15 protein-coding genes are annotated in these 11,097 nt (G+C 62.3%); 9 read left to right on the top strand and 6 right to left on the bottom strand.

The features are described 5' to 3' along the window. Positions 1-94: 94 nt before the first annotated feature. Complete coding sequence (locus tag BLW50_RS08660) at positions 95-571, bottom strand: SRPBCC family protein (protein ID WP_090700375.1); 477 nt, start codon at positions 569-571, stop codon at positions 95-97. After that, positions 568-909 (bottom strand): ArsR/SmtB family transcription factor, encoded by a 342-nt coding sequence (locus BLW50_RS08655; protein WP_090700372.1) that lies wholly within the window; start codon positions 907-909, stop codon positions 568-570. Before BLW50_RS08655 ends, BLW50_RS08660 begins: the two co-directional genes overlap by 4 nt. 228 nt (positions 910-1,137) lie before the next feature. Between BLW50_RS08655 and eno the strand changes: the two genes are divergently transcribed. The 9 genes from eno to BLW50_RS08610 all read left to right on the top strand — a co-directional run bounded on the left by eno (position 1,138) and on the right by BLW50_RS08610 (position 7,584). Further along, positions 1,138-2,421, top strand: coding sequence for a phosphopyruvate hydratase (gene eno, locus BLW50_RS08650; protein WP_090700368.1), 1,284 nt, complete (start codon positions 1,138-1,140; stop codon positions 2,419-2,421). Positions 2,422-2,557: 136 nt separating this feature from the next. Continuing rightward, complete coding sequence (locus tag BLW50_RS08645) at positions 2,558-3,607, top strand: alkene reductase (protein ID WP_090700364.1); 1,050 nt, start codon at positions 2,558-2,560, stop codon at positions 3,605-3,607. Between the two features lie 99 nt (positions 3,608-3,706). Next, positions 3,707-4,021 carry a hypothetical protein gene (locus BLW50_RS08640; RefSeq protein WP_244544180.1) on the top strand — a complete coding sequence of 105 codons (315 nt, stop codon included), beginning with the start codon at positions 3,707-3,709 and terminating at the stop codon, positions 4,019-4,021. 23 nt (positions 4,022-4,044) lie between these two features. Then, the gene (locus BLW50_RS08635; protein ID WP_090700357.1) at positions 4,045-4,338 is read left to right on the top strand and encodes a hypothetical protein; all 294 of its coding nucleotides are present in this window, start codon (positions 4,045-4,047) and stop codon (positions 4,336-4,338) included. A gap of 49 nt (positions 4,339-4,387) precedes the next feature. Further along, positions 4,388-4,747: a hypothetical protein gene (locus tag BLW50_RS08630; protein ID WP_139267533.1), complete on the top strand. Its 360-nt coding sequence runs from the start codon at positions 4,388-4,390 to the stop codon at positions 4,745-4,747. A gap of 208 nt (positions 4,748-4,955) precedes the next feature. Next, the gene (locus BLW50_RS08625) at positions 4,956-5,453 is read left to right on the top strand and encodes a GFA family protein (protein ID WP_090700351.1); all 498 of its coding nucleotides are present in this window, start codon (positions 4,956-4,958) and stop codon (positions 5,451-5,453) included. A gap of 81 nt (positions 5,454-5,534) precedes the next feature. Continuing rightward, the gene (locus BLW50_RS08620; RefSeq protein ID WP_090700348.1) at positions 5,535-6,416 is read left to right on the top strand and encodes an AEC family transporter; all 882 of its coding nucleotides are present in this window, start codon (positions 5,535-5,537) and stop codon (positions 6,414-6,416) included. Between the two features lie 76 nt (positions 6,417-6,492). Then, positions 6,493-7,074 carry a TIGR00645 family protein gene (locus BLW50_RS08615; protein ID WP_090700345.1) on the top strand — a complete coding sequence of 194 codons (582 nt, stop codon included), beginning with the start codon at positions 6,493-6,495 and terminating at the stop codon, positions 7,072-7,074. Between the two features lie 9 nt (positions 7,075-7,083). Next, positions 7,084-7,584, top strand: a complete 501-nt coding sequence (locus tag BLW50_RS08610; protein ID WP_090700341.1) for a GNAT family N-acetyltransferase — start codon at positions 7,084-7,086, stop codon at positions 7,582-7,584. A 4-nt stretch (positions 7,585-7,588) separates the two neighbouring features. Here BLW50_RS08610 and BLW50_RS08605 read toward each other — a convergent pair whose 3' ends face one another. From BLW50_RS08605 to BLW50_RS08590, 4 genes are read right to left on the bottom strand one after another with little or no spacing between them, the layout of a single operon-like run. Further along, complete coding sequence (locus BLW50_RS08605; RefSeq protein ID WP_244544179.1) at positions 7,589-8,392, bottom strand: ABC transporter ATP-binding protein; 804 nt, start codon at positions 8,390-8,392, stop codon at positions 7,589-7,591. Beyond that, the gene (locus BLW50_RS08600; protein ID WP_090700337.1) at positions 8,392-9,177 is read right to left on the bottom strand and encodes an ABC transporter permease; all 786 of its coding nucleotides are present in this window, start codon (positions 9,175-9,177) and stop codon (positions 8,392-8,394) included. Before BLW50_RS08600 ends, BLW50_RS08605 begins: the two co-directional genes overlap by 1 nt. Next, the gene (locus BLW50_RS08595; protein ID WP_090700334.1) at positions 9,170-10,003 is read right to left on the bottom strand and encodes an ABC transporter permease; all 834 of its coding nucleotides are present in this window, start codon (positions 10,001-10,003) and stop codon (positions 9,170-9,172) included. Before BLW50_RS08595 ends, BLW50_RS08600 begins: the two co-directional genes overlap by 8 nt. Before the next feature lie 22 nt (positions 10,004-10,025). Next, positions 10,026-11,087: an ABC transporter substrate-binding protein gene (locus tag BLW50_RS08590; protein ID WP_090700330.1), complete on the bottom strand. Its 1,062-nt coding sequence runs from the start codon at positions 11,085-11,087 to the stop codon at positions 10,026-10,028. Between the last annotated feature and the right edge of the window lie 10 nt (positions 11,088-11,097).

Below are 11,097 nucleotides of genomic sequence, written 5' to 3'. Positions count from 1 at the left end.
ATACATCGTTAACAGGTATGTTCTTACATGATCTGACCGGGCGAGAGCGTCCTTGGCGGAAAATTCGCTCCGGTCGAAACCAAGACCATAACTGTTACGCTGGCAGGCGTTCGGTCAGCGAAGCACCGAGTTTGTCCATCAGCCAATTGGTCCCGTGTTCGCGCCCCTTGGCTCCATCCGGCCCATCGAAATAGGCGCCTTGTTCGGTCAGCTTCAGTTTGGTCTTGCCGCCTTCAACGGAGATTTCGATCGCCGCGAGCGACACGGACATGCGCTCGCCGTTGATCTTCATGTCGTAGGTGTAGACGATGCGCTGGTTCGGCTCGATGTCATAATAGCGACAGTCGAATTCCGTCTTGCGGCCATCTGGCCACAGACCGGTCTGGGTTTCGTGGCCGCCGGGGCGAAAATCGAAGGATTTGCCGGAGTGGATGACATCGTCCGGGCCGCCGAACCAGAGAGCCTTGGCTTTCTCGTCGGCAAAGGCTCGGAACACCCGCGCGGGCGTGGCGTCATAGATGCGTTCGATGACAAAGGTCGAATGATAGATGCCGGTCGTTGCTGTGGTCATGGTTGGTCGTCCTCTTTGGTCGCGTCGAGATAAGCACCGAGCCTGTCGAGGCGTTGCTCCCAGCTGGTGCGGCGCTGGGTGAGCCATTGTTCGGCAGGATGGATGGCGGCGCTGTCGAGCGTGCAGGTGCGGGTGCGCCCGACCTTTTGCGAACGCACCAGCCCGCTGGTTTCAAGCACCGCCAGATGCTGCACGACGCCGGACAAAGTCATGGCGAGTGGTTCTGCCAATTGGCTGACCGAGGCCGGGCCGCGACTGAGCTGCTCGATCATCGCGCGCCGCGCCGGGTCGGCGAGGGCGTGGAAGACAGCGTCGAGTTTTTCCTGATACTGAAGCATTCACTTAAGTATCAAGCCAGCGGCCGGCTGGCAAGTCTTTTCCAACGGCTTTTTCCGACTGCTTTGTCATCAGTTGGACGATTCAGCAGGCTACTGGGCTCGCAAGCTCCTGTGCGATGCCGGAGCCCTCCGATTTCAAACAGTTATGCCCTTCGGCTTAACCACCCTTGCCCACGGGGGGCGAAGCGCGCTACGTCCCGCCCGAACCCATTCTCCCAAGAGGACTCTATGACCGCCATCCTTGATGTGACCGCCCGTGAAATCCTCGACAGCCGTGGCAATCCGACGATCGAAGTCGATGTGATCCTCGAAGACGGCTCGTTCGGCCGCGCCGCCGTGCCGTCGGGTGCCTCCACCGGCGCCCATGAGGCGGTGGAACTGCGCGATGGCGACAAGGCCCGTTACAGTGGCAAGGGCGTGCTGAAGGCCGTCGAAAACGTCAACGACACGATCTACCAGGCGATCTCGGGCCTCGACGGCCAGGACCAGGTGCTGATCGACGAGGCCATGATCGCCCTCGACGGCACGCCCAACAAGGCGAACCTCGGCGCCAATGCCATTCTCGGCGTGTCGCTTGCGGTGGCCAAGGCGGCGGCGGAATCCGCTGGCCTGCCGCTCTACCGTTACGTCGGTGGCCCGTCGGCCCGCGTCCTGCCTGTGCCGATGATGAACATCGTCAACGGCGGCGCCCATGCCGATAACCCCATCGACTTCCAGGAATTCATGATCCTGCCGGTGGGCGCGCCGACCTTCAAGGATGCGGTGCGCTGGGGCGCGGAAGTGTTCCAGGTGCTGAAAAGCGGCCTGAAGAAAGCCGGCCACAACACCAATGTCGGCGACGAAGGCGGCTTCGCGCCGAACCTGCCGAGCGCTGAAGCCGCGCTCGACTTCTGCATGAAGGCCATCGCCGATGCCGGTTTCAAGCCGGGCCAGGATATCTATCTCGGCCTCGACTGCGCCTCGACCGAGTTCTTCAAGGACGGCAGGTATCACTATGAAGGCGAGGGCAAGACCCGCTCGATCGCCGAACAGGTGGCCTATCTCGCCAAGCTCGTCGGCGACTATCCGATCGTCAGCATCGAAGACGGCATGTCCGAGGACGATTGGGATGGCTGGAAGCAGCTCACCGATGCCATCGGCAAGAAGTGCCAGCTCGTTGGCGACGATCTCTTCGTCACCAATGTCACGCGCCTGTCGCGTGGCATCAAGCAGGGCGTCGGCAATTCGATCCTCGTCAAGGTCAACCAGATCGGCACGCTCACCGAGACGCTGGCGGCGGTCGATATGGCCCATCGCGCTGGCTATACGGCGGTGATGTCGCACCGCTCCGGCGAGACCGAGGATTCGACCATCGCCGATCTCGCCGTCGCCACCAATTGCGGACAGATCAAGACCGGCTCGCTCGCCCGTTCCGACCGCACGGCGAAGTACAACCAGCTCATCCGCATCGAGGAAGAGCTCGACGACCAGGCGCGCTACGCTGGCCGCGCCGCGTTGAAGGCCCTGGCCTGAGCGCAAAGACAGCTTCACGCGAAGTGTGACCGCTTCGCGTGAAGACATGCGTTACAAGACGAACATTGACGCCGAACGATCCCGGGCGCTTGCTCAAGATCCTTGCCCAGGATCACCGTGATCCAGCGGAGTACTGATGGCCGACCTGTTTGATCCCCTGCGCCTTGGCGCGCTCGATCTCCCCAATCGCATTGTCATGGCGCCGATGACGCGCTCGCGCGCTGATAGCGATGGCGTGCCGCTCGATATCGTCGCGGATTATTATGCGCAGCGCGCCTCCGCCGGTTTGATCCTCAGCGAGGCGATCTATGTGTCGGCCATGGCCAAGGGCTATGTGCGCACGCCGGGCCTCGTCACGCCTGAGCAGATCGCCGCCTGGAAGAAGGTGACGCAGGCGGTGCACGGCAAGGGCGGGCGCATTTTCGCGCAGCTCTATCATACCGGCCGCGTCGCCTTGCCGGATTGGCTGCCAGGCGGTGTTGCGCCTGTCGCGCCTTCCGCCATTGCCATCAATGGCACCAACCAGACCGACGACGGCAAGAAGCCGTTCGTCTTGCCGCGCGCTTTGGAGACCGATGAGGTCGCCAGTGTCGCCGCTGAATTCGGCCAGGCGGCGCAACGCGCCATGGAAGCCGGCTTCGACGGCATCGAGGTCCATGCGGCCTCTGGCTATCTGATTCATCAATTCCTCGATGCGACCATCAACACCCGCACCGACCGCTACGGCGGCAGCGCCGCCAATCGCGTGCGCTTCCTGCGCGAAGCGGTGGAGAGCGTCATCGGTGTCGTCGGCAAGGATCGCGTCGGGGTGAAAATCTCGCCGCGCATCAAGTTCAATGACGTTGTCGAACCGGATGCCGAAGAGGTCTATCCAATCGTCGCGCGCGAATTGTCCGACTGCGGCATCGCTTATCTGCATGGCGCGCGCCAGGGCGCCTATGAGGTGCATGGCCTGCGCGATCTATTCAAGGGCGCCTATCTCGCCGGCTCCGGTTTCGATCTGGACAAGGCCAATGCCGCGATTGTCTCGGGCGCCGCCGATGCGGTGGTGTTCGGCAAGCCGTTTCTCGCCAATCCCGATCTGCCGCGCCGCTACCGCGAGGGGCTTGATCTGGCCCAGCCGGATCAGGGCACCATCTATTGGGGCGGCGCCAAGGGCTATGTCGACTATCCCGCCCATATCTGATGGATGCGCTAAGCTTTAACCATCGCGTGCTTGTGATGGGACGGGTGATCCAGCCGGCCGCGAATGGCGTAAGATAAGCGGGGGCGCGAGGAGGACGGCATGAAGACATATTTATGTGCCTTGGTGCTCGGGTTGCTAGCTGTTCCCACTGGCATGGCTTTGGCGCAAGGCCGCCCGCAGGGGCGCCCACTATCGACCGCCATGACCTGCGCTCAGGCCGCGGGACTGGTGAATGCCCGTGGCGCGGTCGTTATGAGCACCGGGCCTTACACCTACGACCGTTACGTCCAGCATCGCGGCTTCTGCACGACGACCGAGACCATCAAACCGGACTTCATACCGACCCGCGATAGTCCAACTTGTTTCATCGGCTATAGATGTGTCGAGATCACGCGCGGCGGTCGCCGATTCTAAGGCATGCCCGAGAGGAGAGATGGATGAAACAGCTCGTGCTCACCGCCGCCATAGTTTTGGCGACTTCAACCACGCTCATGGCGCAGGGACGGCCGGATTCGCTGATGATGACCTGCGCGCAGGCTGCAGGTCTGGTGCGCAGCAGCGGCGCTGCCGTCGTTGGTACGGGGCCACGGCTGTATGACCGCTATGTCAGCACCAAGGCGTATTGCACGCCGATGCAGTATATTGATCCAGCCTGGGTGGCGACTCGCGATGTGCAGGCTTGCAATATCGGTTACCTCTGCAAGGAACAGACGCTCGAGTTCAACCGTTAGACGAACAGTAATCCGCCGGGGGCCAACAGGTGCCCAAGGAGCAAATAAAATGAAAAGGTTAGTTGCGGCTCTTCTTCTGGCATCGGCTCCTTTGGCTTCAGCATCGGCGCAGGGCTGGCAGTTCGACTACGCCAAACAGCCCCGTCTCAACGGTGGCGCGATGAACTGCGCTCAGGCGGCCGGCGCCGTCCAGCAATATGGCTCGGTCATCATCTCCAGCGCCCGTTCGCGCCGGACCGACCGTTTCGTGTCGAGCCGCGCCTATTGCACCAAGGAAGAGGTGACGATGCCGGACTGGATCTCCACCCGTGACAACGCCCAGTGCTTTGTAGGCTACCGCTGCGCCGACAGCCGCTATCCCGATCCGCCGTCGGGCGGTGGCTTCAACTGGCGCTTCGACGAGTGGTAGATTTCTTGGTTGGATTTCTGGCCGGTCGCGACACCTGAGTGGCATCCCCGTCAGCCGCACAGCGGCTGAGCGGGGATCCAGCGCGAGCGGTACAGTCAACGAACCGCGTCTGATCAATATCCCCATTGCCGACATGGAAGCGCTTGCCCCCTGGATTCCGCCTTCGCTGCGTCGGGAATGACACCGAGGTGTCCAAGGAGATTTCGAGATGACTGTCCGGCTCAAAGGCGCCTGCCACTGTCGCGCCGTTACGTTCGAAGTTGAAAGCCACACGCCTGCGCCCTTCATGCTCTGCTATTGCTCGATCTGTCGCAAGCAGCAGGGTGGCGGCGGTTTTGCCATCAATCTCGGCGCGGATTCTCGCAAGATGAGCGTGTCGGGCAAGAAACATCTCGGCGTGTACCAAGCCGAAATTGAGGACGACGAGCACGAGGGTTGCGAAGTTTCTTCCGGGCAGCGCAATTTTTGTAAGAAGTGCGGCGCGGCCCTTTGGCTCTATGACCCGACCTGGCCGGAACTCATCCACCCGTTCGCCTCGGCGATCGACAGCGAGCTGCCTCAGCCGCCCGAAAGGGTCCATATCATGCTGAAGTACAAGGCAAGCTGGGTTGAGCCGGACATCGGTCCGGCTGACAAAGTGTTCGATGTCTATCCTGAAGAGTCGATCGCCGATTGGCATCGGCGAACTGGCATGTGGGTGGATTAGCAAGTAGTCGACTAGACAGGGCAGGCATGAGGCCAGCTCCCCTTGCCGAGAGGCCCGGCGCCCGTTAGGGCAGGGCCTCGCATGCAGATATTCTCCATTCTCCTTGACGTCGTCGGGCCGGTCTTTCTGATCGCCTTCGTCGGTTATTTATGGGCACGGGCCGGCAAGCCGCTCGACGGCACCTTCGTGGCTGTCCTGGTCAACACCGTCTCGACCCCTTGTCTGGTCGTCGACACGCTCACCCGTTCCGGGCTGACCTTCTCCATCCTCGGCACGGTGGGGCTGGCGGCGACATTGACGCTGCTCACCTCCGCGGCGCTTGGCTATCTGCTGGTGCGCGCCATGGGCGCCTCGGTCCAAGCCTTCCTGCCGTCGATGATCTGGTCGAACGGCGGCAACATGGGCCTGCCCATGAGTCTGTTCGCCTTCGGCGACATGGGGCTGGCGCTCGCCATCGGCTTTTTCGCTCTGTCGAGCATGACCAACTACACCTTTGGCCGCGCCATCGCCGCCGGCGGGCTGAAATTTGCCGATCTGGTGCGCATGCCGATCATCTGGGCCATCATCGTGGCCTTGGTGCTGATCTGGACCGGCCTGTCGCTGCCGCCCATCGTAGCGCGCTCGCTCAATCTGCTCGGCGGCCTCACCGTGCCCTTGATGCTGATGTCGCTTGGCTATTCCCTGGCCAGCCTGCGCATCGCTTCCTGGCGGCGCAGCACGATCTTCGCTTTGGCGCGCCTGCTCGGCGGCTTTGCCATCGGCTGGGGCGTGGCGACGCTGCTCGGTCTCGAGGGCGTGGCGCGCGGCGTCGTCGTTATTCAGTCGGCCATGCCGCCGGCGGTGCTGAATTACCTATGGGCGGCCACCTACGACAATGAACCGGAGGAGGTGGCGGGCATTGTCGTTCTGTCGACCATGATCTCGGTGGCTTTCCTACCGGTGTTTCTGTGGACCGTCATGTAGTTCAGTAGTTTTACGAGGTGTGCATGACACGCCTCGTCGTCACCATCGCTCCGCCGCCTATCAGCCAGAGGACCCTATGGCCACGCCCACGCCGACACCTTCCGTTGTACGAAAGTCGCTCCCGCCCTTGCCCTGGATGATCTTCGGCTCTCGCTGGTTGCAGCTGCCGCTGTATCTCGGCCTGATCGCCGCCCAGGTCGTCTACGTGATTCTGTTTATGAAGGAGCTCTGGCATCTCATTACACATGCTACATCTTTCAGCGAGCAGGAGATCATGCTCGTGGTGCTGGCGCTGATCGATGTGGTGATGATCTCGAACCTATTGGTGATGGTCATCGTCGGCGGCTACGAGACCTTTGTCTCGCGTCTCAACCTCAGCGGCCATCCCGATGAGCCGGAATGGCTCAGCCACGTCAATGCAGGCGTGCTCAAGATCAAGCTGGCCATGGCGATCATCGGCATCTCCTCGATCCACCTGCTGCGCACCTTTATCGAGGCGGGCAATCTCGGCACCGCTGGCCGGACGACGAATTACACCGAGGCCGGCATCATGTGGCAGACGATCATCCACGCGCTCTTCATCCTCTCGGCCATTGGCATTGCCTATGTGGAGCGCCTGTCGGCGGATGCCTACGCCAAGAACCACGAGCCGCACTGAGCCGAGCGGATGGTGGGCAAGCTGCAATGGGCGGCGTTGACGGTGGCCGATCTCGATGAGGTCGGCCGGCTCGCCGCGGCCCTGCATCCGGGGCTGCCGGAACGCCAGTCGGTCTTCGCCGAGAAAATCGGCCTGTTCCCGGACGGCTGCCGCAAGCTGATCAAGCACGACCGCCTCGTCGGCTATGGCATTGCCCATCCCTGGCGCCTGGACGACATTCCAGCGCTCGATACGTTTCTCGACGCGCTGCCGCAGACCGCCGATTGTCTCTACGTGCACGACGTCGCCATCGACCCTGCGGCGCGCGGGCAGGGCGCGGCGGGCCTGTTGATCGCCGATCTCCGCGCGCTTGCCGCGAAACGCACGCTGGGCAAGCTCGCCTGCGTCTCAGTCTACGGCACCCACGTGATGTGGGCGCGTTACGGCTTTCGCACGCGCAAGGTGGAAGCGCTGGCCGGCAAACTCGCGGGCTATGGCGAGAGCGCCAAATATATGGTCGCCGACGTCTGAGGCGCTATCGCCGCAGTGTGCTCAGAATTTTCGTTTTCAGAGCCGAGAATGCCGGCGAGGCTCGGTCGCGGGGGCGCGGCAGATCGACGTGGATGAGGTTCTGGATGCGTCCCGGCCGGGGTTCCATGACAATGACGGTGTCGCTCAGAAACAAGGCTTCCTCAACATCGTGGGTGACGACGATGGCGGTGACCTTGCGGGCGGCCCAGATGCGCAGCAGTTCCTCTTGCAGATAGGAACGGGTGAGCGAATCCAAGGCGCCGAAAGGTTCGTCCATCAGCAGGATCTCGGGATCGGACACGAGAGCGCGGGCGATCGCCGCGCGCTGCGCCATGCCGCCGGAGAGCTGGTGCGGATAGGCGCCAGCAAAGTTAGACAAGCCGACGAGTTCCAGGAGTTCGGCGACACGCTGGTCGCGCTCCTTGGCCGCGATGTCGAAACTGTCCAAGCCGAGGGCGACATTGTCGGCAATCGTCAGCCAGGGAAACAGCCGATGATCCTGAAAGACGATGCTGCGCTCGCCGCCCGGTCCCTGAATCGCCTGGCCGTCGATCAGAATATCGCCGTCGAACTGATCGTCGAGCCCGACGATGAGCCGCAGCAACGTGGATTTGCCGCAACCGGACGCGCCGACGATGCTGAGAAATTCGCCGCGCCGCAGGTCGATATCGATCTGCCGCAACACCGGCAGGTCGCGGCCGTCGACCTGATACTGCTTGCCGACACCGCGTAGGCTCAAGGTCGGCGGCAAAGCCATGGGTTGAAAGACGATGGCGTCGGGGCTGGCAAGGGGGCTGGCGAGAGACATCAGCGAGTTTTCCACTTCACGCAAAATCGAAAGAGCTGGCGGCTGGCCAGGCTAAGCCCATAGCCGACGATGGCGAGGACGAGCACGCCGATCAGAACAAGGTCCATGCGGAACAGTTCGCGCGCGGCAGCCAGATAAGCGCCGATGCCACGCCCGGAACCCACGGCATATTCGGCGCCGATCGTGCCGATCCAGGCGGTCAGCAGCGCGATCTCCAGGCCGATGAGAATGGAGGGCAGGGCACCGGGCAACATCAGCCTGATAATGCGCCGGCGTACCGGCATGCGCGTTACGATCGCCACCTCGCGATAGCTGAGCGGCACCGTGCGCAGGCCCAGCTCCGTGTTCAGGAATGTGGGGAAGAAGGCCGACAGCGCGATGAAGACGAGCTTTGAGCCTTCGCCGGTGCCGAACCAGGCGGTCAGCAAAGGAATCCAGGCAAAGAGCGTGATCTGTCGCAAGGTATGAATGGTCGGCGACACTGTCGTTGTCGCGGTGCGTGAAAGACCGAGCAGAATGCCAAGCGTAACGCCTAGGCTGGCACCGAGAACGAAACCGATAGTGCCGCGCAGAAGGCTGATGCCGAGCGCCACCCAGATCTGCTGGCCATCGGGATCTACGAAAGGCGCGGAGAGAACCTTGGTCAGCGGCACGAGCAGCGGATGTTCGACGAGGCCGGTATCGACCAGCGCCAGCCACGCACCCAGAAACAGCACGGGAACGACGAGGCCGCGCAGATCAGGAAGCTTGGGGCGAGCGTCGCGCGGCAGCAGGATGTCAGTCATCGGCTGTCTTCCCGGTGCTCAGCCGCCGCTCGATGGCGCGCAGGCCGGTGTCGAGAGCAAAGCCGATGACGCCGACGACGATCATGCCGGCGAGTACGATGTCGGTCTGAAACAGCGTGCGCCCCCACACCATCATGTAACCGATACCTTCCGTGGCGGCGAGCATTTCGACCACGACCAAAGCGATGAAGGCGTGGCTTAGTCCGAGCCGGACGCCGCTGAAAATGGTCGGCAGCGCCGCCGGTAAGGTCAGCTTCCAGAAACGCGTGGCCGGCCGCAGGCGCAGCACGCGGGCGACCTCGGTGTATTCGGCGGAAATGTTGCGAATGCCCTGCGAGGTGTTGACGACGATCGGCACCAGCACCGCTTTGCTGATGAGCAGGATTTTCAGCGGTTCCTCGATGCCGAAGATCAGGATCATGATCGGCAGCCAGCCGAGAGTCGGAATGGCGAAGAGCGCCCGTGTCGTTGGTTCCAGATAGGCGCGAGCCCGTTCCGACACGCCCAGCAGAATGCCGAGCGCCAGACCGATGGCCGCACCGAAAGCGAAGCCCCAGAGCAGGCGGCGCGCGCTGATGGCGAGATTGGTGGCGATGTCGCCGGTGCGGATTAGGTCGATCAAGGTCGCGCCGACAACACTCGGGGCTGGCAGAATCTGTGGCGGCATCCAGCCCGATGCCGCCACAGTCTGCCATATCGCCAGGATTGCCGCTGGAAGGAGGAGAGCGGCAAAGGGTCTGGCGATCTGCCTGAGGCCGACGGGGAGAGGTCGCGGCACTTCGATGCGCCGTGGTCTCACCGTCGATGTTTGCAGATTGAGGGTCACGGCGCTCTACGCCTCGCCGTTCTTAAATGACTGAGCCGTTGTCGCGTCGCTGTGGCCAGAAATTTTGCAGGCCAGTCTGTTCCAGCGCTTTGGTGAGGAAGCTGTCATCGACCCAGGCGTTGAGGTCGATATCGTTGCGGATCAGCTTCTGCTCTTTGTTGAAAGTGAGAACGCTGCGATAGCGGTTGTAGAAGAACTCGTCGATCAACGGATTATACGCCTCCTTGAGCGACAGGCCTTCATATTCCGTCTTGAACAGTTCAAACGGCGTGCCGGTGCGGCTCCAGATCTTGAACACTTCGTCGCGGTTCGCCTCGTCGGCGATATAGGCATCGGCGCGCAGAATGCCGCGCAACACGGCGGTGGTCGCTTCCGGATATTGCTTGGCGAAATCATCGGTCGACAGGATGGCGCCAAAGCCCGAGCCGCGCGGTCCCAAATCGCGGGAGTTGTAGAAGAGATTGATGATGCCCTTCTCGCGCAGCGGCAGGATGTAGCTGGCGCCGAAAATTGCGTCGACGCTTTTGGCCGCGATGGCGGCGAACTGATCGGCGTTCTTCAGATCGACGATGGTCACATCCTTTTCCGACAGGCCGGCTTCTTGCAAGGCGCGGATGAGGCCCCAATGCAGGATCGTGGCCTTCTGCAAGGTCACGCGTTTGCCCTTCAGATCGGCGATGCTGCGGATCGGTAGGTCGGGCCGCGTGCCGGCGAACATATTGGTGCCGCCATAAGACAACAGCAGCTTGGTCGGCAGGCCATTGGCTTTGCCGATGGCGTTGGGCACCGATCCATAGGAGGCGAAATCAAGCTGGCTGTTGGCGAGCGCTTCGTTGATCGCGGGTCCGGTACCGGTGAAATAGGTGAACTGCACCTTCACCGGCGTGCCGTCGAATTCCTTGGCGATGAAACCCTTGGCGTCAGCGACCGAGAGAATGCCCTGGCCAAACGGCGTGCCGAGGCCAAAGCCGACATCGCCGAAGCGGATGAGCGACGGCAAGGCCTGCGCCGATGAGGGGCGGGCGAGTGCCAAGGACGATAGCGAGGCGAGGGCGGCGGTGAAATGGCGACGATTGATGAGCATGGTGTGGAGT

Source organism: Beijerinckia sp. 28-YEA-48 (assembly GCF_900104955.1).
In the GTDB taxonomy this organism is placed as follows: domain Bacteria; phylum Pseudomonadota; class Alphaproteobacteria; order Rhizobiales; family Beijerinckiaceae; genus Terripilifer.
Note: the sequence above shows the minus strand (reverse complement) of the source record. Positions and strands in the feature narration are given on the sequence as shown.